We start from the raw sequence: 20,475 nt of genomic DNA on the forward strand, positions 1-20,475 counted from the left end.
GTTCTGGTTTTTGTTTCCGTGTCACGGGTTCAACAGGTGCATTATTCCCCGTTCGTTACAAATTGGCGATATGTGCCCGCTGTTCGCTCAACTGGGTCAGGGCCTTCTCGGCCTCTTCCAGCTTTGCGCGCTCCTTGTCGATCACCGCAGCCGGAGCCTTGGCGACGAATCCTTCGTTGGCGAGTTTGCCGCCGATCCGCTTGACCTCACCCTGCAGGCGGGTGATTTCCTTGTCCAGGCGGGCCAGTTCCGCATCCTTGTCGATCAGCCCGGCCATGGGTACCAGAACCTCCAGCTCACCCACCAGGGCGGTGGCGGCCAGCGGTGCTTCGTCGGCATCCGACAGTACACGGATGGACTCCAGTTTCGCCAGCTTCTTGAGGAAGGCCTCGTTCTCGCCCAGGCGGCGCTGATCCTCGGCACCGGCCTTGCGCAGCAGTACATCCAGCGCCTTGCCGGGGGCGATGTTCATCTCGCCGCGGATGTTGCGCACGCCCAGAATCAGGCCCTTGAGCCATTCGATATCACCCTCGGCGGCGGCGTCGATGCGGTCATCGGCCGCCTCCGGCCAGGGTTGCAGCATGATGGTGGCGCCGGACTTGCCCGCCAGCGGCGCAATGCGCTGCCAGATCTCTTCGGTAATGAAGGGCATGAACGGGTGGGCCAGGCGCAGGGCGGTTTCCAGCACGCGTACCAGGGTACGGCGGGTGCCGCGCTGGCGGCGTTCATGTGCGCTCTCGGTCGCTTCCGGCGTCCTGCCCTCAGCGACACTCGCACTTCCCTGTGCAGCGTCCCACAGTACCGGCTTGGACAGCTCCAGGTACCAGTCGCAGTACTGGTTCCAGATGAACTCGTACAGGGCGTTGGCCGCCATGTCGAATCGGAACTGATCCAGGTGACGGGTGACCTCGGCCTCGGTGCGCTGCAGCTGGGAGATGATCCAGCGGTCGGCCAGGGTCAGCTCCACGGACTCCCCGTTGACGCCGGTATCCTTGTCCTCGCACTGCATCATCACATAACGCGCGGCGTTCCAGATCTTGTTGCAGAAGTTGCGGTAACCCTCGACCCGGCCCATGTCGAACTTGATGTCACGCCCGGTGGAGGCCAGCGACAGGTTGGTAAAGCGCAGGGCGTCGGTACCGTAGGCGGCAATGCCCTCGGGGAACTCGGCGCGGGTCTGCTTCTCGATGGCCGCAGCCAGCTTGGGCTGCATCATGCCGCTGGTGCGCTTCTTCACCAGGGTTTCCAGATCGATACCGTCGATGATATCCAGCGGGTCCAGCACGTTGCCCTTGGACTTGGACATCTTCTGGCCCTGGCCGTCGCGCACCAGACCATGCACATAGACGGTCTTGAACGGAATCTGCGGGCTGCCGTCCTCATGCTTCATCAGGTGCATGGTCAGCATGATCATGCGCGCTACCCAGAAGAAGATGATGTCGAAGCCGGTCACCAGAACATCGGTCGGGTGGAAGGTCTTCAGCGCTTCGGTCTGCTCCGGCCAGCCCAGGGTGGAGAAGGTCCACAGGCCCGAGCTGAACCAGGTGTCCAGCACGTCGTCGTCCTGGCGCAGTACCGCATCGCCCAGATCGTGCTTGGCGCGCACTTCGGCCTCGTCGCGGCCGACATAGACGTTGCCCGCCTCGTCATACCAGGCCGGAATACGGTGGCCCCACCACAGCTGGCGGGAAATACACCAGTCCTGGATGTCACGCATCCAGGAGAAATACATGTTCTCGTACTGCTTGGGCACGAACTGGATGCGGCCGTCTTCCACCGCGGCAATGGCCGGCTCGGCCAGAGGCTTGGTGGACACGTACCACTGGTCGGTCAGCCAGGGCTCGATCACCACGCCGGAGCGGTCGCCCTTGGGCGTCTTCAGGCTGTGCGGCTCGATCTTCTCCAGCAGGCCGGCGGCGTCGAAGTCCTCGACAATGCGCTTGCGCGCCTCGAAGCGGTCCAGCCCGGCATAGGCGGCGGGCAGGGTGGCGTCCACCTCGGTGTTGACGCTGCCATCGACATTGAACACCTGGGCGGTGGCCAGAACAGCCGCGTTCTTGTCCAGCACGTTGATCAGCGGCAGGTTGTGGCGCTTGCCCACTTCATAGTCATTGAAGTCATGGGCGGGGGTGATCTTCACGCAGCCGGTACCGAACTCCGGATCGCAGTAGTCGTCACCGACAATCGGAATGCGCCGGCCAACCAGCGGCAGCTCGACGAACTTGCCGATCAGAGCCTTGTAACGCTCATCCTCCGGGTTCACCGCCACAGCGGTATCGCCGAGCATGGTCTCGGGGCGGGTAGTGGCAACGATCAGATAGTTCTTGCCGTCAGCGGTGGTCGCGCCATCGGCCAGCGGATAACGCAGGTGCCACAGCGAACCGGTCTCGTCGTGGTTCTCCACTTCCAGATCGGAAATGGCCGTGTGCAGTTTCGGGTCCCAGTTCACCAGGCGCTTGCCGCGATAGATCAGCCCGTCCTCATACAGACGAACAAAGGCCTCCTTCACCGCCTCGGACAGACCCTCGTCCATGGTGAAGCGCTCGCGGGTCCAGTCCACCGAGCTGCCCAGACGACGGATCTGGCTGGTGATGGTGCCGCCGGACTGCTCCTTCCACTCCCACACCTTCTCCAGAAACTTCTCCCGACCCAGGTCGTGGCGGCTCACGCCCTGAGCCGCCAGCTGACGCTCGACCACCATCTGGGTGGCGATACCCGCGTGGTCGGTACCCGGCTGCCACAGGGTGTTGCGACCCTGCATGCGGCGGAAGCGGATCAGCGCATCCATCACCGAGTTGTTGAAACCATGGCCCATGTGCAGGCTGCCGGTCACGTTCGGCGGCGGCAGGGCAATGGTGTAGGGCTCGCCAGACCCCTGGGGAGCAAAGTAATTGTTCTGCTCCCAGGTCTGGTACCAGGAAGTTTCGATGGCGTGGGGCTGGTAGGTTTTATCCATGGGTGTTCTGGCTATCCGGTATAGGCTGGCGACGGAAACAGGGTGCCACGGCGCCGAACAGGAGTCCCGCCCGGCCCGCTGATTGGTTGGGGCTATAGAGGCAGGAACTCCGCGCGCCGTGAGACAGAGTCGCAAAAGGAGCCATTATACCGAGGTGGGGCGGTGGAGGCATCCTTAGTTCACGCGCAGTCCAGCGCTACACGGGCACAGCCTCCACCTCACTCTAATCAAGCCCCAAGATTCATCGCCTACCGGCTATGGCCAAGCGCCATCGCCTGCGCTATGTTCACAATCAGGCAATGGATTGCAGCCACTCCCGCCCCGAGCGGCAAGGACAGCTCGCAATCCATTCATTTAAAAATTTAGAGCGTACCGGCTCGCCTGCCATTTAAGGCCGGGCGGTAGCGTGCCCCCGATCAGCTGGTTTTATCCAGTAGTAATGGAATCGGGAAAAGACGCAGTCAAGCGAATACGGGTACAGTTAGCGTTGCGTTCGTAATCTATTGATTTTTATAGATTTTATGGCGGGCAGAGTTCTGGCTTAACCGGAGTTATACCGCAGTCATTGTTATGTATTAGTGCCGCATGCGGTCTAATCACTGTTATATTTCAGAGGAAGCATGAGCGCATTTAAGAATGGTCCCTTTAAGGTTCCTAAATTATCAGATGATCACCCATTGTATGGGCGATTGCTTGCTAGAGAGGTAGAGAAGCTGGTTTCTCTGCCTGATTTCTCTGATGACAAAGGGTTGTTTATTTTTTCTGATTTTGGTGGTGAGCATAAAGGAGCGGACTTCACAACTTACTCAATCTTGATTTGCTCAGCCGACAAAAGAGTTATTTTCGAAGAGAAGACTAAGAAACTAAGAGCTAAAAATGGCCTGAATGATCCATGGAAAGAATTTGGTTTTAAAGATCTAGGTTATGGGCCTATATCCAGATCGTTAGATGAATTCCTTAGTCTTGCCGACAATTTCATTCATGGGATTTTGGTTACTATTTCAATAGATCAGAAAATTCAAAGTCTTTTTGGTCTTGATAAAAAAGAAGCTCAAAATCAAATTGTAGAACTATTTCGAAACAACGATTTAGGCGAGTGGAAAGGCAAGGAGTCAGAAAAAGTACTTCGGGTATGCCATGCAATTAGCATATTTATGTCGCTTGTTGCTTTCTCAGGTCAAAAGATATTGTGGTTATGCGATCACGATTCAATAAATGTAGATGGAAAAAAACGCGATTTCACCCACACGCAGAAGATATTTGGGCACTGCCTAGCAATGTATAGCGACAATCTATACGAAATATATGGATTTGCAAAGCCATTCGAAAAGGATGCCGGAACAACTGACTTACTCAGCTTAGCTGATTTTTCAGCTGGCATTATACAGGAGATCCTTCAAGGTGAAGTTTCAAAGAAAGATGTACAGCTATCTGATGAGAAAGCGAAGCTAGCCAAATGGATGGGAACAGATAGCTCATTCCTCACCAAGGCGAACTTGGTTTTTATTCAACAAGATGATGGGGGTTGGGGTGTTGGTTCTGTCGATATCCAAGCAAAAATATAACAATCGCAAGCACTCGGACCAATTTTCCGCTGCGCTACAAATTGCCCGGTGTTGCGGGCGTTAGCTTGCTGAGGTGTAAATATGTCAGATTCAGAAAGCACCGAAATCCTTAAAATAAAAATAGGTATTTGGGAGAAGGTAATAGATGTGCAAATGCATTTTAATGACCTATGCCTAAGGATTCGTAGCTTCGCAATATCAATACTTGGTGTACTACTTGGTTCGGCAGCTATTGCATATCGATTTGCTGGGTATGTAGAGGTTTTTTCTTATAAAGTCCCTACGGCAACAATTTTTATTGCAATTTCTATGATTTCTTGGTCCGCATTTTACTTGATGGATCGTTTTTGGTATCACGAGCTCCTAAAAGGAGCGGTGCATCATGCGCAAAAAATTGAGGACTCTCTGAAGAGTGTGTTATCTGAAATAAATCTTTCGCATTCAATTAGAGAGCAAAGCCACGAGTCGCTTAATATGAATGCAGCTAAGAAATTGCATATTTTTTACATCACTATTTTGTTGGTGCAGGTGGCAGCATTTTTTGTTCTTGCAAGCGATATGGTCAAGGTCGCAAGCTAACAAGGCATTCAAGATCGTTCGCTTTGCTCACTGGGACCGGTGTAATGACCCAGTGAAAACCTGCACATGCTAAAGTCGCTTCAGAAATTGGAGTGAAGCATGACGCAAGAACCCGACATCAAGCGCTGGACAGCCAAACGCAAAGCGGAGCTGATCATGCAGATCTACCGAGGGCAAACTACAGTGCCCGAGGCGGCGCGGGCCGCTGATCTCGAATGCTTCGCCCTATCCGGGCGCAGCCTCAGAGTCCCAGATACTCTGCAATCAGGAAGGCTTCGCCCTTGCCCTCGTGCTTGCCGAAATAGCTGACCGGCTCGCGGGCGCCGTCTTGGATATAGCCCACTTCGCAATCAATGCCGTACTGCTCGGCCAGCCCGTTGAACAGGTCCACGGGAAAGTTGAGGTGGGTATTCCTGGTCACCGGGTGGCTGATGCCCAGCTGCCAGTCCTCGCAATCGTCGCTCTCGCATTCATTGATCAGAATGACGTCGTATGCGGCGTTGGCCTCGGCGTACGCCTGCAGGGCAGCCTGCAGCTCCGGCAGGTTCTGCCGGAGTTTCTTCTCCTGCTTGTCCTCAAGGCGGTCGCAGGCGATCAGAAGGTATATGAGCATTCGGGTGGTCCGGTCTGTTTGAGTGGCTACTTTACCATGGTGGCCCTGTTCGGCTGTCACCCTTTGATTGCCGCCGGTAGCCGCTTGTCGCACCCCGTCAAATAACCCCTGAACGCTTCGTTTGAGGGCCTTGTCACAAGTCGGAAGGGCAATATCTCTGTGACTGACGAGGTGAAGACCAATGCCGAACGACAAGAAAGGCCAGGGCGGTACCTATATTCCCGAGACCGCCTATCTTGGCACCGATGGTGGCCCCGCTTCCGCCCCAGCCAAGGCGGACAGGCCGGCGGTAAAGCAGGCGAAGTTGGTGGGAGAGGTGGCTGGCAGCATGCCGCACAACGACACCAAACCCAGTGAGTACGACCCTGCCGGTGCGCCGCCCGCGGGCTCGGTGTCGCCGCGGTTCAATGACCTGGCTGCGGCCAGTACGCCCAGTGAGATGAACAGCAATGCCAAGACCGGCGGGGCCGGGCCGGTCAAGGATGGCGAGTATCAGGACGGCTCACTGGACAAGGATCGCGCGCCGCCGCCCGAGGGTCCGCTGACCACCAACCAGGGTGTGCTGATCGCCGATAACCAGTCCTCGCTCAAGGCGGGGGGCCGCGGACCGGCGCTGCTCAAGGACTTCATTCTCCGCGAGAAGATCACCCACTTCGACCATGAGCGCATCCCCGAGCGCATCGTGCATGCCCGCGGCTCCGGGGCCCATGGTTTCTTCGAATGCTTCGACAGCCTCGAGCATCTGACCTGCGCGGCTCCCTTCGCCGAAAAGGGCAAGCAGACGCCGGTGTTCGTACGATTCTCCACCGTGGCCGGGGAGCGTGGCTCCAAGGACACTGCCCGGGACGTGCGCGGTTTTGCCATCAAGTTCTACACCGATCAGGGCAACTGGGATCTGGTGGCCAACAACATGCCGGTGTTCTTCATTCAGGATGCAATCAAGTTTCCCGACCTGGTGCATGCGGTGAAGCCGGAACCGCACCATGCCATGCCCCAGGCGGCCTCGGCCCACGACACCTTCTGGGACTTCGTTTCCCTGATGCCGGAAAGCACCCACATGCTGATGTGGCAGATGTCCGACCGGGCCATTCCGCGCAGCTACCGCATGATGCAGGGCTTTGGCGTGCACACCTTCCGCTTCGTGACCCGGGAGGGCAAAGCCACCTTCGTCAAATTCCACCTCACCCCCAAGCTGGGCACCCATTCGCTGGTGTGGGATGAGGCGGTGAAGATTGCCGGTGCCGATCCGGACTTCCATCGCCGCGACCTGTGGGAGGCGATTGATGCCGGGGAATACCCGGAGTGGACCTTCGGCGTGCAGTTGATCCCCGAGGAGGATGCGGAAAAATTCAGCTTCGATCTGCTGGATGCGACCAAGATCATTCCGGAGGAGCTGGTGCCGGTAACGCCGATCGGCCGGCTGGTGCTCAACCGCAACCCGGACAACTTCTTTGCCGAGACCGAGCAGGTGGCCTTCTGCGCCGCCCATGTCATCCCGGGCATCGATTTCACCAACGATCCGCTGCTGGCGGGGCGCATCCACTCCTATCAGGACACCCAGCTGTCACGCCTGGGTGGGCCGAACTTCCATGAAATCCCCATCAACGCGCCGGTGGTACCGGTCAACAACAACCAGCGCGACGGCCTGCATCGTCAGACCATCAACCGAGGCAAGGTAGCCTACGAGCCCAACTCCCTGGCCGGCGGTTGCCCGTTCCAGGCCGGCAAGGCAGGCTTTGTCGCCTTCCCCGAGCCGGTGTCCGGGGTGGAGCTGACCGGCAAGCCGGAGAAGTTCGCCGAGCATTACAACCAGGCGCGGTTGTTCTTCAACAGCCAGACGCCGGCGGAGCAGAAGCACATCATCGATGCCTTCGCCTTCGAGCTGGGCAAGGTGACTGTGCCGGCGGTGCGCGAGCGTACCGTGTCGATGTTGCGCAATGTGACTGACGAGCTGGCGGTACCGATTGCGAAGAAACTCGGCATCACCAGACTGCTACCGCCCATGCCGTTGGCCACCGACAGGGTGTTCAAACCGGAGGTGGAGAAGTCCGACTTCCTGTCGCTGCGGGCGCATCCCGGTGAGATGGGCATCCGTACCCGCAAGGTGGCCATTCTCTGTGAGGACGGCGTAGATGGCGCAGCAGTGCGGCAGGTTGCTGAAGCGCTGATCGCGGAGGGCGCGGTGGTGCGGCTGGTCAGCTCGCGGCTGGGTGACATTGCCGGATCGGGTTGCGCGGTGGAGGCCGATACTACCTGCGAGGCGTCGCCCTCAGCTGTATTCGACGCCATGGTGCTGCCGGGCGGCAAGGCCGCCGCCGAGGCCATGATCAGGAACGGCGAGGCGCTGGGCTTTGTCCGTACGCTGTTCCGTCACTGCAAACCCATGCTGGTACTGGGGGAGAGCGCTCAAGTGCTGAGTAAGGCAGGCATCGATCCCAAGGCATCCTTCCCCGGCGTGCATGTCGTGGCCCAGGGGGGGGATGGGACCGCTGACCTTATTGCCTCGATGATCAGGCATCGTGATTTTGAGCGGGAGACTGATCCGCCTATGGTCTGATTATGGGGCGGAGTACACTTTCAGGCGCATAAAAGTGTAGGTTTCTGCATTTTTATGCGCATAAAAGTGTAAATCAGCCTTGGTTTTCCGCTTCCAGCATCTGCAGCAATTGATTCATTGCACTCATCAGGTTGCTGGTCAGAGCGCTGATACTGGCCTGAATTTCGGCCAGTTTGACCTGTTTGGTCTCATGGCTCAGGTTGGCGTCAGCCATTACCTGCATGAGTTCCTGTTGCTTTTCCTGAAGCTGGCGCTGAAGGTCCTGAATGAGTTCCATCAGGCGTTGGGCTTCTTCAGGCAGCTCGTAGCCGGACGCTTCACCCTCGGTTCTACTGGGTTGATTGGTCTGCCCCAGAGCAGCCAGAGCTCGACCGAGGCTGGACAGGTCGACAGTATCGCCGGTGCTGGATGGCAACGGTTGGTTTGCCGGTGCCGTGCCACTGCTGGGGCTGGCAGTTACTGTCGGCAGGCTGGGCATGCTGGGTGGGATTGTCGGGCTCATGGGTAGTCCGTGTCTGGCCTGTTACCCTGAGTGTATCGGCCGCTACTGGGCATCCTTGATGGCCAATGGCTTTTTCACGGAGAAAAACTGATGCATATCGCTATCCTCACCATGACCTTTTCCCTGCCGGGCTGCACTTCTCTGAAGGAGAAGCGCCAGCGTATGGGCGGTATGCATGAACGCTACGGGCGCAATCCGGCGGTGGCGGTGTGCGAGAGTGGGGCGCGGGACAGTCTGGATAGCAGCGAGTGGAGCATGGTTGTGGTGGGCAACTCGGTGCAGGAAGTGGATTCGCTGTGCAGCGAGATCGAGGACCGGATCCAGCGTACTGTGGAGGCCCGGATCACGGATGTAGTGCGTGAGCGGTTGTGAGTGAACAATTGCAAGTTCATGGTATTGAAACACTTTCTCACTTACCTTATGGTGTTTCGACACAAATAAATGCAATGGAGATATGCCATGAGTATTGAAGAGACAGCGGAAGTTGGGGTGGTGAGTCAGGAGTCCAAGAACTTCGCCCTGCTGACCTGGATCGGTACCCTGTTTTTCGGCTTCATCCCGGGTCTGATTGTCTACCTGGTGAAGACCGATGACGCTTATGTCAGAGGACAGGCGAAAGAGGCGCTGAACTGGTCGATCACTGCCATCATCGCTTATGTCGCTGCCTTCATTCTGGCCTTTATCGTGATCGGTGCTTTCCTGATTCCGATCATCGCCATTGCCCACCTGGTGATCTGCATCATGGGGGCGGTTTCCACTTCCAAGGGCAACGACTTCCGCGCGCCCCTGACTATCCGTCTTATCAAGTAACACGACCTCACAACATACTGCAGACTGTTTCATGCCGCTGATTGCGGCGTGGGACGGCTGCAGGTCATGTCTCAGAGTCATACCGCTTATTGTTTCCCTCAGTGGCAGGATTAATCGCTGCTTGCACTCTTGTGGTCTACGCTTGAAGAGCGGTGGCCCAGCCATTAGCAGAAATTCAGTCCCCTTTTTTCTGCATATGCTAGAGAGAATCCATGCCAATCGACCCTCCCGATCTGGAAGGCGCCGGTGCAGATCAGCCGGACGCAGCATCCTCAGGTTCACGGGCAAAAGTGCCGCCGCCGTTGGAGCGCAGTCGATTCGGGGGTACCCAGCGTCGTCCGGAGCGTCCTGATGAGGCGCCGGTGTCACGCAGCGACCTGAGCAAGGGCCCCGAGGAGTTACTGGAGCATCGCACCTCCCGCACCAACTGGCAGGTTCTGGTGATTTCCTCCTTGGTCATTCTGGCTTTCTCGGTCTGGGCGATCCTTACGCCGGGCCAGGCGCGGGTCGGAATGAAGGCGATGGTGGACTGGATAGCCTTCAATCTCGGCTGGTATTACGTGGTCACCATGACTCTGGTGATCGGGTTTGTGCTCTGGGTGGCGCTGTCCAGAGAGGGCAGTGTGCGACTCGGGCCGGATCATTCGCGGCCGCAGTACAAGCTGGGGACCTGGGTGGCGATGCTGTTCGCCGCCGGAGTGGGGATCGATATGCTGTTCTACTCGGTTACCGGCCCGGTGGTGCAGTACCTGTATCCGCCCTCCGGTGAGGGCAGCAATGCCCAGGCGATGCAGGATGCGGTGGTCTGGACGATGTTCCATTACGGCATTGCGGGCTGGTCGATGTATGCCTTGCTCGGTATGTCCATGGGCTATTTTGCCTATCGCTGGGGCATGCCGCTGTCCATCCGCGCGGCGCTGTATCCCCTGCTGGGTAAACGGGTGAAAGGCCCCCTGGGAGATGGGATCAGCATCATCGCGCTGGTTGGAACTGTGTTCGGGGTTGCTACCTCCATGGGCATCGGTGTGGTGCTGTTGAGCGTAGGCTTTTCGCTGATTTTTGGTTTGCCGGACGGGCTGGGATTGCAGATCGGCCTGGTCATTGGCGCGGTGGTGCTGACCATAGGGGCAACCACCTCGGGGGTGGATCGGGGGATTCGCTGGATCTCGGAGCTGAACCTGTGGAGTGCGGTGGCGGTCTGTGAAAGCGGCGATCGCGAGCGGCTGGATGCCAGCGAATGGAGCTTTGTTGTAGTAGGCAACACGGCACAGGAAGTGGAATCGCTGTGCAGTGAGATTGAGGAGCGGGTACAGCGGACGGTGGATGCCAGGGTGATGGCGGCTGTCAGGGACAAGCTGTAGCCAGACAGCCACCCCCGAGTTTCCCCTCAGCCGCCGTACCGGTTCGCATCAGTCAGCTGCTGCCAGGCCCAGGGAGCTGTTCTGCATGAAGCCCGCCGGCTGATGCTCAGCGAAGGGCTGGAAGCGGCTACCGCCAGTTACCGGGTCGGCTATGAAAGCCCGTCCCACTTCAGCCGCGAGTACAGCCGCATGTTCGGCGCGCCGCCCCGGGCGGATGTGACCAAGCTGCGGCAGGAAACCCGGCTCAGCATGCACGCCTGAGCCAGGCCACCCGCTGACTTCAGCTCAGATGCAGGTGCTGCCACCGTCGACCGGCAGGGCAATGCCGGTGGTGAAGCTGGCGGCATCGGAACACAGGTAGAGCACCGCCGCGGCCACTTCCTCGGCCCGGCCGATACGACCTATGGGGTGCAGCCTGGCGACGGATTCGGCCTTGCGCGGCTCGGCTTCCACCGCGCGGCGGTACATGTCGGTGTCGATCACCGCCGGGCACACGGCATTGATGCGTACTCCCCTGAAGCCATATTCGACCGCCGCCGAGCGGGTCAGCCCCAGCACCGCGTGCTTGCTGGCGGCGTAGATGCTCATCTTCGGCGCAGCACCCAGGGCGGCGATCGAGGCGGTGTTGACGATGGCGCCGCCACCGCTCTTGAGCATCAGCGGAATCTCGAAGCGCATGCACTGCCAGACGCCCTTGACGTTGACGTCCATGATGCGGTCGAACACGGTTTCGTCGCCGTCGGCCAGCTTGTCCTGCTCGAACTCGACCCCGGCGTTGTTGAAGGCGCAGTCCAGCCGGCCGTAGTCGCGCTCGATCATCTCCAGCATGGACTGGACCTGGGCGGCGTCGGCCACGTTGCACTGGCAGAAGACCGCATCACCGCCCTGTTCGCGGATGGCTGCCACTGTCGCCTCGCCATTGCCGGTGTCGATATCCGCCAGTATCAGCCGCGCCCCTTCAGCGGCGAAGGCCTGGGCGGTGGCCTTGCCGATGCCGGCAGCGGCCCCTGTGATCAGTACGACCTTGCCCGAAAACGCTGAACCCATGGTGTGTTCTCCTGAGCGATGGCGGCGGTCCCATACCGCCGCCTGTCCGTCGCTCAAGAATATCAACGCGACGGCGGATGGCACGCTGCATCAGGAAGCTTGTTCATGGGCCATGAGCATGGATGATGGGTCACGGCCGGGCCGGGCGTCCGGTGGCGGTCAGATCGGCTGTCGGGTCGGGCGTACCACTATCTCGTTCAGCGATACCCGTCCCGGCCGGGTCAGGGTAAAGCACAGTGGCAGCAGGCGATCAGACCCGGCCTCCAGGGAAGTCTGCATCTGCTCGAGCCGCTCAATGCGACGGGCCAGCGCGACCACGCGGGCACCTGCATTCAACAGTGTGGTGATGGTGGCGGCACCGATACCGGAGGAGGCCCCGGTGACCATGATGATCTGATCCTGCAACGGCTTTGTCATTGTTGTTACTCCCGTATGTCTTGAATTGGATCTGCTGGTGGCAGGGCTCTGGAAAATAACAGCTGGTCGGTACGCCGAAAACGGAGCCGCGCCAGTGAACCTGAATCCCGCTCGCCAGTCCCATTTGTAGATAACAATACACGGGAAAACCCATGACCTTTTCCATCGCAGCGCTGTGCCCGCGAACCGGGCAGATCGGTATCGCCGCCACCACCGCCGCCCAGTCGGTAGGCAAGCTGGCCTGCCATGCCCTGCCGGGGGTGGGAGCCTTTGCTTCCCAGGCCCGGCTCAATCCCTACCTGGCCTATGATGGTCTGCGCCTGCTGCAGCGCGGCGCGACAGCCGAAGTGGCGCTGGCGCGGGTCCTGGCCAGTGACCCGGAGCAGCAGGAGCGCCAGGCGGGGGTGATCGACCGCCATGGCAATATCGCCGCCTTCACCGGCGCCGAGAACATTCCCTGGGCCGGGCATGTGGCGGGACGGTTGTTCGTCACCCAGGGCAATCGCCTGGCCGGGCCGCAGGTGCTGCAGAGTATGGTCGAAAGCATGCAGGGTTCGGAGCATCTGGAGCTGGCCGAGCGGCTGGTGCTGGCACTCAGGGCAGGGGCGGATGCCGGCGGTGATGTGGAAGGGGAGCGCTCGATCAACGTGATGGTGTTCGCCGATGAGGAGTATCCGTTGTGCGATATCCGCATCGATGATCACGACGAACCCCTGATCGAGCTGGAGCGGCTCTTTGCCCTGTACCGTGAGGAGATACTGCCGGTCGTGCTTGGGCTGCCCAAACGGACCGAAATCGCCGAACCCCGCTGAGCTTGCCCTGGGTCAATTGATATCCCGGCAGATATGGTGAACCATGCTGTGAGACGTATCCGCATCTCGCGGTGGTTAACAGGAGAGTTGCCATGCTGCCCATTCAAGTTCCGGTGGAAGAGTTCACCACTCCCGATCCCGTCACGGCGGATGCCAGCACAATGGTCGATGATCTGCGCCTGCTGATGGAGCGCCATGGTATCCGCCACCTGCCCATAGTTCAGGATGGCGCCGTGGTAGGTATTGTCAGTGACAGGGATATGCGGCTGTTTGCCGGCCTCAGTGCGGCGGAGAAATTTCAGGTACAGGCCTCGGATATCATGGCCGAGAACCCGCTGAGTGTGACCGCTTCGACACCCCTGGACGAGGTCGCCTTCCTGATGTCCGAACGCAAGGTGGGCAGTGTCATCGTCAAGGATGAGGAGGGCGCCCTGCTGGGCATCTTCACCGCCACTGACGCGCTCAATGCGCTGATCGAGATCATCCGCGAGGGGCGGTCTTCTGCTTCGCAGGAGTGAAGGTATGCTGCCCGGTGCGCCGGGCGGCCCGAGGCGCAATCAATCCCTGACGATGCGCCCGCGATAGATACGTACTGCCCGAGGCTCACCCCCCGGGGCGGGCTGCTCGAAGCTGGCCGGCATGGTCATGGCGGTATCGGTCAGCAGCTTGTCGCGCAGCGCTTCCATCAGGCCCTTGCCGGAGGGGGCGGACGACTGGGGTTGCTGTTGTGTCGCGGCCAGCGCCAGTTCCAGGCCCAGCTGGCGGATGAGTTGGTCGTCACTGGCCTCGCTCAGGCGGATCATCTTCTGGACCGCGTCGGGATCGTCCAGATGGACTGTTACGCCCTGGGTCTGTTTGAGATGCCTGCGCAGTACCACCATGCGATCCAGGGTGCTGCGGTTGAAGCGGGTTTCATCGATCATGCTCCATGTCTCCTTCGGACAGCGTGGCGATGGCCTCCGAAGACCAAGCAGAATGTGTTCCACTTCTCACCATTCCGCGAATTCTGTGCCCTGCGCGGCTCTGGCACGGGGTTTTCACCCAATTGTTGCTCCAGACTGGGTCGCCGGCGGTCGGCTCGGACCAAAAGTGAGCCGACCGCCGTCCCGACTCCCTCATTCATCCACCACCATGCGGAAGCCGCCATAGATCATCCGCTTGCCGTCGAAGGGCATGGGATTGCTGTCCTGTTTCAGGCGAGGGTCTTCCATCACCTTCTGCATGCCGACGTCGCGCACCTCGCGGGAGGGCCACTCGATCCAGGAGAACACCACGGTTTCCTCCGGTTCCAGTTTCACCGCCATGGGGAAGGAGGTGAGTTTCCCGTCGGGTACATCGTCGCCCCAGCATTCGGTGATGCGCAGGGCGCCGTGCTCCCTGAATATCTCCGCGGCCAGCCGGGCATGGTGGACATAGGCATCCTTGTTGCTGGTGGGTACTGCTACTACAAAGCCGTCTACATAGTTCATGTCGGACTCCCGTTATTGGTAGAGGACAATCAGTCCTTCGGTGGCAGCTCCCGCACCGGACGCACCTCGATGCTGCCCAGGCGTGCGGGAGGAATGCGGCTGGCCAGCTGCAGGGCCTCGTCCAGATCCCGGGCTTCCAGCAGGTAGAAGCCGGCCAGCTGTTCCTTGGTTTCGGCGAAGGGGCCGTCGCTGAGCAGAACCTCGCCCTCGCGCACCCGCACCGTGGTCGCGGTGGCCACCGGCTGCAGAGCCTGACCGGCCACATAGTGCCCGGCTGCGGTCAGGCGCTCGACGCCGGCAACGCATTCCTGATTGAGGTCATGCCACTGCTGATCGGTCATGGCCTCGATGATGCTTTCCTGGTAGTACACCAGCGCCACGTACTTCATGGGTTGCATACCTCCTCAAGCGGGGTTTGCGGGCTGCGCCCGGTGCCGTAGCCGATCATCCAGCTGATGCCGAAGCGGTCGGTGACCATGCCGAAACGGCTGGCCCAGAAGGTTTCGGCAAAGGGCATGGTGACCTGGCCACCCTGTTGCAGCTGGTCGAACACCTCGGCGGCCCGGTCCTGATCATCGTATTCCAGGTGGATGCAGGTTCCCTGGGCGACCTGCTGGCATTCGCCAGCCATGTCCGCACCCATCAGCCGCCGGCCGCGGATGTTGAGCGAGCCGTGGATGATCAGGTCGGCTGCCTCCGGCGGTACCTCTGCGGCAGCCGGAGTCTCGCCGTAGGTGATCAGGGCTTCCAGGGTGCCGCCGATGGTCTGGTGATAGAAGGTCATGGCCTCGCGGCAGGTGCCGGGAAAACCGAGATGGATATTGACCTCCACCGGCATCTTCAGCTGCTGCTGGTGTGCCTCCACCAGCGGACCGGGGGCGAAATCCCCCGGTTCGAAATAGCGCCGCAGTTCCAGTACCGCATTGCCGTTACTGTCCAGCGTCGGCCATTGCCGGGCCCATTCGATGGCCTGTTCGAGGCTGTCGACCTCCAGGACGGAGTAGCCCGCGAGTTGTTCGCCGGGCGGCGTGAAGGGCCCACGCACCACCTCCGGCTGGCCGTTGCGGAACACGATGCGGCAGCCTTCGCTGGTCGGCCGCAGACCGTTGCCGAACAGGAATACCCCGGCCTGGATCATGCGGTCGTTGTACTCGAGCATCGCCTTGAACAGCTCGTCGGTCGGCAGAATGCCCTGTTCGGTTTCACTGTCGGCCTTGCGCATCAACATGAATTTCATCCCTCTGACTCCTCTTCTGGCGGGTGGTAACAGTGGGTCGTGCGGCGGGCAGGGGAATCGACAGTGGCGCTCGACAGCACCTTTTTACTCCGACGAACGGTCGTCCGGCGCCTCCAGATGTTCGAGCTGGCGCGCCAGAAATCGCCGCTCCGGTTCCTGGGTGGCCAGGCTCAGTGCGCGCTGGTAGGCCTGCCGGGCTCCGTCGATATCGCCGGTGCGGCGCAGGAGGTCGGCCCGGGCGGCGTGATACAGGTGAAAGTTGATTACCGCCCGGACATTCAGCCGGTCCAGTTCCTGCAGCCCGGCGGCCGGCGAGTCCCGCATGGCAATCGCCACGGCACGGTTGAGGGCAATGACGGCTGAGGGCTGCTGGCGGTACAGGGCGTCGTAGAGCGCCACTATGCGCTTCCAGTTGGTCTGGCTGGCGCTGGGGGCGGTGGCGTGTTCAGCGGCGATGGACGCCTGCAGGGTGTAAGGCCCTACCGGCGTCAGGGGCAGGGCGCGGGTCAGCCAGGCCATGCCCTGGTCGATCTCGTCCCGATGCCACAGCCGCCGGTCCTGCTGCTCCAGGGTGATCAGCTCGCCAGTGGCATCCTGCCGGGCATCACGGCGGGAGTGTTGCAACAGCATCAGTGCCAACAGGCCGAAGACCTCCCCTTGGGGCAGCAGTGCGGCGAGGGACTCGGCCAGTCGGATGGCTTCGCCGGCCAGGCTCACATCTTGCACCTGCTCACCTTCGCTGCGCGAATAGCCCTCGTTGAACACCAGGTAGATGACCCGCAACACATCCGGCAGCCGCTGGGGCAGTTCATCACTGTCGGGCACCCGGTAGGGGATGTTGGCATCGCGGATCTTGCGTTTGGCGCGCACCAGGCGCTGGGCCAGCGTCGCCGGCTGCTGCAGCAGAGCGCGGGCGATCTGTTCGGTGGACAGGCCGCACATCTCGCGCAGGGTCAGGGCAACCCGCGTCTGCGTGGCCAGGGCCGGGTGGCAGCAGGTGAACAGCAGGCGCAGCAGGTCATCCTCGATGGCGGCATCATCCGGATCGAAGGCCAGCGCCTCCTCCGACGTCAGCCAGGGCGCGTGACGGCGAGCGGTCTGCTGGCGCCGGATATGATCGATACCGCGCCGGTGCCCGGTACTGACCAGCCAGGCGGCAGGGTGGTCCGGCAGGCCGCTTCGGGGCCATTGATCCAGGGCGGCAATGAAGGCCTCCTGCAGGCACTCCTCGGCCAGGCTGAAGTCGTTGAGCAGGCGAATCAGGGTCGCCAGCACCCGCCGCGACTGTGCGCGGTAGATCTGTTCGATCTGCTGCCGGGTGACGCTGTTGTGGCTCATGGACCGGTCCGCTGGAGGCCGCTGGGCACGGCCCGCGTCACTGAGCCTAGAACTCTGTGCCGGGGCGCGCCACCGCAGCGGCTGTGTGCCGTACCGCTTATCGTTTTCCGGGTGCGTGGATTTATCGCTGCTTAACTTAAGCATGTTGGAGTCAACCAACCCAAGGGGATAACGTCATGAACACAGGTTGTGAGCCGTGTCCGTGATACCCCCTTGCATGGTCTTACGCTGAAAATGCGTTAACGAGCCCACCACAGGAGAGTTTGCGTCATGTTCCGTTTAAGTTTGCTTGTGTTTGCGATGCTGTTCGCTTCAACCGCGCTGGCCATGCACTGTCCCCAGGACATGGCCCGGATCGACGCCATTCTGGAAAGCGATCCGCCGGCGGATGAGGAGGTGCTGGCGCGGGTGCAGGAGCTGCGTGCCGAAGGGGAGGATCTGCATGAGGCCGGACGCCATGCGGAGTCCGTTGCGGTACTGGGTGAGGCGCTCGAGTTGCTGGGCGAGCCGCCCCACGAGGACTGACCCGCGGGGAAGGGGAGTGCCCGGCATCAGAGACCGGCGCTCCCCTCCCGGTCCAGTTGTTCCTCCACCAGTTGCTGCAAGCGGCCGTTCAGTCGCTTGCGCAGCTCCGCCTCGATCAGGGGCAGTATCTCGTCGATCACGTCCTGCATGATCAGCTGCGCATCGGCATGCAGGCGCTCCTCCATCCTCACCTCCCGGGCGCCGGTGTGCGGGCTGGGCGTGGTCGGGCTCAGGCTCTGTTGCAGCAGGCGTTCGAGCTGCACGCGCTCGCCCGCCAGCTTGGCCAGGGATTCATAGGGAAGAAAGGGATTGGGCGCCTTCTCGGCTGAGGCGGTGGGGGGTGGAGTCGGTTCCGGCTCCGGCCGATCGGTACCGGAGGTGATGATGTCCTCCAGCAGGGGAATGTCCAGGGTCTGCGCAGGCTGCTCTTCATCCAGCAGAGTGCGGATGGACTCCAGATCCTGCAGCAAGCCTTTCCGGTCCTTTGGCTCGCGTTGCTTCATGCTTCATCCTGCTATCCGTATCTGATGAGTGTCCAGAGGATAGCCCCGATCGCGGTAAAAGCGAAAGCGTTCGCGGCCCGGAACGATGATCGGTTCATGATTGACGAGGATTTCCGCCAGACGGTTGAAGCGGCTGAAGAACTCGGGCGTCTCGTTGCTCAGATTGATCAGCAGGTCATTGTAGGGGTCGGGTTCGCGACCCCAGCCACAGACCACCGGCTCGTCCCCATGGCATTCGTACAGGGCGTGGGGCAGGAAGGTATCGGGGCGGAATGACCACAGCAGTTCGTCCAGCTCTTCGGCTTCCTGCTCGCTGCCGCAGTGCAGGTAGACCCGGCGGTTATGCTGCCAGGCCTTGTACGCCAGCCGGCAGGCAAACTGCAGTCGGGCGTTGCTGCTGTGGCTGTTGAGAACGTAGAAATCGATTCGGGTCATGACAGGTCGGGGATACGGAATTTGAGCTGCACGCTACAGGCTGCGGGCCGGGAGCACAAGGTCCGGCGGGGTGCCGGGCCCTTGTACTGGCCCGCAGTCAGGGTGCGGGGCTTCAGCCAGCCTGGTTGAGCAGGTACTGGGTCAGCAGGGGGACCGGACGGCCGGTCGCACCCTTGTCCTTGCCGCCGCTGGTCCAGGCGGTTCCGGCGATATCCATATGCGCCCAGCGATAGGCCTTGGTGAAACGCGACAGGAAGCAGGCGGCGGTGATGGTGCCGGCCTTGGGCCCGCCGATGTTGGCGATGTCGGCGAAGGGGCTGTCCAGCTGCTCCTGGTACTCGTCGAACAGCGGCAGCTGCCAGCCACGGTCATCGGCCTGGCGGCCGGCGTCCAGCAGTTGCGCTACCAGCGTGTCGTCATTGCCCATGATGCCGGTGGTATGCGCACCCAGGGCGACCACGCAGGCACCGGTGAGGGTGGCGATATCGACCACGCTGGCGGGGTTGAAGCGCTCGGCGTAGGTCAGGGCGTCGCACAGCACCAGACGGCCTTCGGCGTCGGTGTTGAGGATCTCGATGGTCTGGCCGGACATGCTGGTGACGATGTCACCGGGCTTGGTGGCGGTGCCGCTCGGCATGTTCTCCGCGGCGGCAATGATGCCGGTCAGGTTGATTGGCAGCTGCAGGCTGGCCACGGCCTTGAGCACGCCCAGTACGGTGGCGGCACCGCACATGTCGTACTTCATCTCGTCCATGCCGGCACCGGGCTTGAGGCTGATGCCACCGGTATCGAAGGTGATGCCCTTGCCGACCAGCACATGGGGCTGGGCCTTGCCGGCGCCCTGGTAGCTGAGGCGGATCAGCTTGGCCGGTTCAGCGCTGCCGGCGCTGACCGACAGCAGCGAGCCCATGCCCAGGGCCTGCATGTCCTTCTCCTCCAGCACTTCCACTTCCAGCCCGTGCTGCTCGGCCAGTTCCCTGGCCTGAGTGGCCAGATAGGAGGGGGTGCAGACATTGCCCGGCAGGTTGCCCAGATCGCGGGTCAGGCTGGCGCCGTCGCTGATCGCCTGACCGTGGGCGATGGCCCGCTTCAGGATTTCGGCATCGGCCTTGTCCGCCGTCCACAGGGTGCATTTCTTCAGCCGCGGCTTGTCGGCCTTCTTGCTCTTGAACTGGTCGAACTGATACAGGCTCTCGCGGGTGGTCTGCACCAGCAGGCGGGTACGGGCGTAGAGGTCGCGGTCCTTGACCGGCAGGGCGGCGAGCGCCAGCAGGGCGTCGGTGGCGCCGCCGCTCTTCAGGCCACCGATGACGCCGGCAACCAGCTTGCGGAAGCTGCGGTCGTTCAGCTCGTCCTTGCCGGTACCCACCAGCAGTACCCGCTGGGCACTGATGCCCGGCAGGGCAAACAGCATCAGGCTCTGGCCGGATTTACCGGTGATGTCGCCGCGCTTGATGGCGGCGCTGATCTGGCCGCCGCTGGTGGCATCCAGTTCGGCGGCAGGGCCGGTGAGGGTTTTGGCTTCGCTGATGCCGACCACCAGGCAGCCGGTTTTGATGGTTGCCAGTGCGCCGTGTTTGACGTTGAACTCCATGGTACTCCCCAAGACAAATCAGGTGGATTGACCGATAATGCTGCCCATCACGACCGGCTTGTGGCGGCGGAGAGCAGTCATTTCTACATAGAAGTGCTGTGCAGCATTCTGGCCTATTCCCGCTGGCCCATAAAGCCCCGGACTCAAGGAAACAA

General features: G+C 60.9%; 22 protein-coding genes and 1 pseudogene. 10 read left to right on the plus strand and 13 right to left on the minus strand.

Translation table 11 applies throughout. The features are described 5' to 3' along the window. Window positions 1–55 precede the first annotated feature (55 nt). Window positions 56–2,956, minus strand: coding sequence for a valine--tRNA ligase (locus tag VF673_RS10620; RefSeq protein ID WP_440291913.1), 2,901 nt, complete (start codon window positions 2,954–2,956; stop codon window positions 56–58). A gap of 620 nt (window positions 2,957–3,576) precedes the next feature. Between VF673_RS10620 and VF673_RS10625 the strand changes: the two genes are divergently transcribed. Continuing rightward, window positions 3,577–4,521: a hypothetical protein gene (locus VF673_RS10625; protein WP_440291914.1), complete on the plus strand. Its 945-nt coding sequence runs from the start codon at window positions 3,577–3,579 to the stop codon at window positions 4,519–4,521. A gap of 81 nt (window positions 4,522–4,602) precedes the next feature. Next, window positions 4,603–5,100, plus strand: coding sequence for a hypothetical protein (locus VF673_RS10630; protein ID WP_440291915.1), 498 nt, complete (start codon window positions 4,603–4,605; stop codon window positions 5,098–5,100). A gap of 241 nt (window positions 5,101–5,341) precedes the next feature. Here the strand turns inward: VF673_RS10630 and VF673_RS10635 are convergent, their stop codons facing one another. Continuing rightward, a complete protein-coding gene (locus tag VF673_RS10635; protein WP_440291916.1) occupies window positions 5,342–5,713 on the minus strand; it encodes a hypothetical protein in 372 nt (123 codons plus the stop codon). Window positions 5,714–6,152: 439 nt separating this feature from the next. On the opposite strand from VF673_RS10635, the gene VF673_RS10640 reads away from it, so the two are divergent. Next, complete coding sequence (locus tag VF673_RS10640; protein ID WP_440291940.1) at window positions 6,153–8,270, plus strand: catalase; 2,118 nt, start codon at window positions 6,153–6,155, stop codon at window positions 8,268–8,270. A 73-nt stretch (window positions 8,271–8,343) separates the two neighbouring features. Here VF673_RS10640 and VF673_RS10645 read toward each other — a convergent pair whose 3' ends face one another. Continuing rightward, window positions 8,344–8,772: a hypothetical protein gene (locus VF673_RS10645; protein ID WP_440291917.1), complete on the minus strand. Its 429-nt coding sequence runs from the start codon at window positions 8,770–8,772 to the stop codon at window positions 8,344–8,346. Between the two features lie 90 nt (window positions 8,773–8,862). Between VF673_RS10645 and VF673_RS10650 the strand changes: the two genes are divergently transcribed. From VF673_RS10650 to VF673_RS10665, 4 genes and pseudogenes are all read left to right on the plus strand, one after another. Then, entirely contained in the window at window positions 8,863–9,144 is a 282-nt protein-coding gene (locus VF673_RS10650; protein ID WP_440291918.1) for a DUF503 domain-containing protein, read from the plus strand. A gap of 87 nt (window positions 9,145–9,231) precedes the next feature. Then, window positions 9,232–9,582: a DUF4870 domain-containing protein gene (locus tag VF673_RS10655; RefSeq protein WP_440291919.1), complete on the plus strand. Its 351-nt coding sequence runs from the start codon at window positions 9,232–9,234 to the stop codon at window positions 9,580–9,582. A 212-nt stretch (window positions 9,583–9,794) separates the two neighbouring features. Continuing rightward, complete coding sequence (locus tag VF673_RS10660; protein WP_440291920.1) at window positions 9,795–10,943, plus strand: DUF503 family protein; 1,149 nt, start codon at window positions 9,795–9,797, stop codon at window positions 10,941–10,943. Window positions 10,944–11,024: 81 nt separating this feature from the next. Continuing rightward, window positions 11,025–11,204 (plus strand): annotated as a pseudogene (locus VF673_RS10665) (helix-turn-helix domain-containing protein); the annotation flags it as partial. Window positions 11,205–11,228: 24 nt separating this feature from the next. Here VF673_RS10665 and VF673_RS10670 read toward each other — a convergent pair. Together VF673_RS10670 and VF673_RS10675 are read right to left on the minus strand one after the other, a co-directional pair. Continuing rightward, the gene (locus VF673_RS10670; RefSeq protein ID WP_440291921.1) at window positions 11,229–11,990 is read right to left on the minus strand and encodes an SDR family oxidoreductase; all 762 of its coding nucleotides are present in this window, start codon (window positions 11,988–11,990) and stop codon (window positions 11,229–11,231) included. A 159-nt stretch (window positions 11,991–12,149) separates the two neighbouring features. Further along, window positions 12,150–12,407 carry an SDR family NAD(P)-dependent oxidoreductase gene (locus VF673_RS10675; RefSeq protein ID WP_440291922.1) on the minus strand — a complete coding sequence of 86 codons (258 nt, stop codon included), beginning with the start codon at window positions 12,405–12,407 and terminating at the stop codon, window positions 12,150–12,152. 152 nt (window positions 12,408–12,559) lie between these two features. Between VF673_RS10675 and VF673_RS10680 the strand changes: the two genes are divergently transcribed. Beyond that, the gene (locus tag VF673_RS10680; protein WP_440291923.1) at window positions 12,560–13,219 is read left to right on the plus strand and encodes a DUF1028 domain-containing protein; all 660 of its coding nucleotides are present in this window, start codon (window positions 12,560–12,562) and stop codon (window positions 13,217–13,219) included. A 92-nt stretch (window positions 13,220–13,311) separates the two neighbouring features. After that, complete coding sequence (locus VF673_RS10685) at window positions 13,312–13,737, plus strand: CBS domain-containing protein (RefSeq protein ID WP_440291924.1); 426 nt, start codon at window positions 13,312–13,314, stop codon at window positions 13,735–13,737. A 39-nt stretch (window positions 13,738–13,776) separates the two neighbouring features. Here VF673_RS10685 and VF673_RS10690 read toward each other — a convergent pair whose 3' ends face one another. The 5 genes from VF673_RS10690 to VF673_RS10710 form a co-directional block, all read right to left on the minus strand. Further along, window positions 13,777–14,142 (minus strand): hypothetical protein, encoded by a 366-nt coding sequence (locus VF673_RS10690; RefSeq protein ID WP_440291925.1) that lies wholly within the window; start codon window positions 14,140–14,142, stop codon window positions 13,777–13,779. Window positions 14,143–14,334: 192 nt separating this feature from the next. Then, window positions 14,335–14,688, minus strand: coding sequence for a DUF1428 domain-containing protein (locus VF673_RS10695; RefSeq protein WP_440291926.1), 354 nt, complete (start codon window positions 14,686–14,688; stop codon window positions 14,335–14,337). A 29-nt stretch (window positions 14,689–14,717) separates the two neighbouring features. Continuing rightward, entirely contained in the window at window positions 14,718–15,077 is a 360-nt protein-coding gene (locus VF673_RS10700) for a YciI family protein (protein ID WP_273124964.1), read from the minus strand. After that, window positions 15,074–15,925 carry a YciI family protein gene (locus VF673_RS10705; protein ID WP_440291927.1) on the minus strand — a complete coding sequence of 284 codons (852 nt, stop codon included), beginning with the start codon at window positions 15,923–15,925 and terminating at the stop codon, window positions 15,074–15,076. Before VF673_RS10705 ends, VF673_RS10700 begins: the two co-directional genes overlap by 4 nt. A gap of 84 nt (window positions 15,926–16,009) precedes the next feature. Then, window positions 16,010–17,263, minus strand: coding sequence for an RNA polymerase sigma factor (locus tag VF673_RS10710; RefSeq protein WP_440291928.1), 1,254 nt, complete (start codon window positions 17,261–17,263; stop codon window positions 16,010–16,012). A 270-nt stretch (window positions 17,264–17,533) separates the two neighbouring features. On the opposite strand from VF673_RS10710, the gene VF673_RS10715 reads away from it, so the two are divergent. Continuing rightward, window positions 17,534–17,788, plus strand: coding sequence for a hypothetical protein (locus VF673_RS10715; RefSeq protein ID WP_320331643.1), 255 nt, complete (start codon window positions 17,534–17,536; stop codon window positions 17,786–17,788). A gap of 26 nt (window positions 17,789–17,814) precedes the next feature. Here the strand turns inward: VF673_RS10715 and VF673_RS10720 are convergent, their stop codons facing one another. From VF673_RS10720 to VF673_RS10730, 3 genes are all read right to left on the minus strand, one after another. Next, window positions 17,815–18,291: a hypothetical protein gene (locus VF673_RS10720; protein ID WP_090535898.1), complete on the minus strand. Its 477-nt coding sequence runs from the start codon at window positions 18,289–18,291 to the stop codon at window positions 17,815–17,817. A gap of 3 nt (window positions 18,292–18,294) precedes the next feature. Next, the gene (locus VF673_RS10725) at window positions 18,295–18,726 is read right to left on the minus strand and encodes a DNA polymerase III subunit chi (RefSeq protein WP_440291929.1); all 432 of its coding nucleotides are present in this window, start codon (window positions 18,724–18,726) and stop codon (window positions 18,295–18,297) included. Window positions 18,727–18,838: 112 nt separating this feature from the next. Then, complete coding sequence (locus tag VF673_RS10730; RefSeq protein WP_090535900.1) at window positions 18,839–20,320, minus strand: leucyl aminopeptidase; 1,482 nt, start codon at window positions 20,318–20,320, stop codon at window positions 18,839–18,841. Window positions 20,321–20,475 lie beyond the last annotated feature (155 nt).

It is taken from the genome of Halopseudomonas sp. Lyrl_26 (assembly GCF_051948695.1).
Lineage (GTDB): Bacteria > Pseudomonadota > Gammaproteobacteria > Pseudomonadales > Pseudomonadaceae > Halopseudomonas > Halopseudomonas formosensis.

Bases quoted from the DNA above. Each gene is read 5' to 3' on its own strand.
- VF673_RS10630 (WP_440291915.1), top strand. From the start codon at position 4,603: ATGTCAGATTCAGAAAGCACCGAAATCCTTAAAATAAAAATAGGTATT.
- VF673_RS10670 (WP_440291921.1), bottom strand. From the start codon at position 11,990: ATGGGTTCAGCGTTTTCGGGCAAGGTCGTACTGATCACAGGGGCCGCT.
- VF673_RS10710 (WP_440291928.1), bottom strand. From the start codon at position 17,263: ATGAGCCACAACAGCGTCACCCGGCAGCAGATCGAACAGATCTACCGC.
- VF673_RS10700 (WP_273124964.1), bottom strand. From the start codon at position 15,077: ATGAAGTACGTGGCGCTGGTGTACTACCAGGAAAGCATCATCGAGGCC.
- VF673_RS10645 (WP_440291917.1), bottom strand. From the start codon at position 8,772: ATGAGCCCGACAATCCCACCCAGCATGCCCAGCCTGCCGACAGTAACT.
- VF673_RS10650 (WP_440291918.1), top strand. From the start codon at position 8,863: ATGCATATCGCTATCCTCACCATGACCTTTTCCCTGCCGGGCTGCACT.
- VF673_RS10680 (WP_440291923.1), top strand. From the start codon at position 12,560: ATGACCTTTTCCATCGCAGCGCTGTGCCCGCGAACCGGGCAGATCGGT.
- VF673_RS10620 (WP_440291913.1), bottom strand. From the start codon at position 2,956: ATGGATAAAACCTACCAGCCCCACGCCATCGAAACTTCCTGGTACCAG.
- VF673_RS10720 (WP_090535898.1), bottom strand. From the start codon at position 18,291: ATGAAGCAACGCGAGCCAAAGGACCGGAAAGGCTTGCTGCAGGATCTG.
- VF673_RS10660 (WP_440291920.1), top strand. From the start codon at position 9,795: ATGCCAATCGACCCTCCCGATCTGGAAGGCGCCGGTGCAGATCAGCCG.
- VF673_RS10730 (WP_090535900.1), bottom strand. From the start codon at position 20,320: ATGGAGTTCAACGTCAAACACGGCGCACTGGCAACCATCAAAACCGGC.
- VF673_RS10625 (WP_440291914.1), top strand. From the start codon at position 3,577: ATGAGCGCATTTAAGAATGGTCCCTTTAAGGTTCCTAAATTATCAGAT.
- VF673_RS10635 (WP_440291916.1), bottom strand. From the start codon at position 5,713: ATGCTCATATACCTTCTGATCGCCTGCGACCGCCTTGAGGACAAGCAG.
- VF673_RS10725 (WP_440291929.1), bottom strand. From the start codon at position 18,726: ATGACCCGAATCGATTTCTACGTTCTCAACAGCCACAGCAGCAACGCC.
- VF673_RS10715 (WP_320331643.1), top strand. From the start codon at position 17,534: ATGTTCCGTTTAAGTTTGCTTGTGTTTGCGATGCTGTTCGCTTCAACC.
- VF673_RS10655 (WP_440291919.1), top strand. From the start codon at position 9,232: ATGAGTATTGAAGAGACAGCGGAAGTTGGGGTGGTGAGTCAGGAGTCC.
- VF673_RS10640 (WP_440291940.1), top strand. From the start codon at position 6,153: ATGAACAGCAATGCCAAGACCGGCGGGGCCGGGCCGGTCAAGGATGGC.
- VF673_RS10705 (WP_440291927.1), bottom strand. From the start codon at position 15,925: ATGAAATTCATGTTGATGCGCAAGGCCGACAGTGAAACCGAACAGGGC.
- VF673_RS10695 (WP_440291926.1), bottom strand. From the start codon at position 14,688: ATGAACTATGTAGACGGCTTTGTAGTAGCAGTACCCACCAGCAACAAG.
- VF673_RS10690 (WP_440291925.1), bottom strand. From the start codon at position 14,142: ATGATCGATGAAACCCGCTTCAACCGCAGCACCCTGGATCGCATGGTG.
- VF673_RS10675 (WP_440291922.1), bottom strand. From the start codon at position 12,407: ATGACAAAGCCGTTGCAGGATCAGATCATCATGGTCACCGGGGCCTCC.
- VF673_RS10685 (WP_440291924.1), top strand. From the start codon at position 13,312: ATGCTGCCCATTCAAGTTCCGGTGGAAGAGTTCACCACTCCCGATCCC.